This window comes from Mesorhizobium sp. M8A.F.Ca.ET.181.01.1.1 (genome assembly GCF_004792025.1).
Classification (GTDB): Bacteria; Pseudomonadota; Alphaproteobacteria; order Rhizobiales; family Rhizobiaceae; genus Mesorhizobium.
Window position 1 is genome coordinate 1 of sequence record NZ_SRTV01000376.1, and the last position, 217, is coordinate 217.

A 217-nucleotide genomic window follows, 5' to 3' on the forward strand; every position below is an offset into this window, starting at 1 on the left:
GATGCCGCCATCCTGTCGGCCGATGTGCGCAACCTGACCGAGACCAACTCGGCCACCGACATCTCGAGCTCCGGCACGCTGACCATCTCGGATGTCGACAGCCCGGCGACCTTCGTCGCCCAGGCCGCGACCGTTGGAACCTATGGCTCGTTCTCCATCGACAGCGCCGGTGCCTGGACCTACACGGCAAGCTCGGCCCACAACGAGTTCGCCGCCG

At 66.8% G+C, this 217-nt stretch carries 1 protein-coding gene; it reads left to right on the forward strand.

What is annotated here, in order from left to right; translation table 11 throughout:
- Positions 1-217, forward strand: a 217-nt coding sequence (locus EN824_RS35025; RefSeq protein ID WP_135933261.1) for a VCBS domain-containing protein, incomplete at both ends; no start/stop codon positions are given.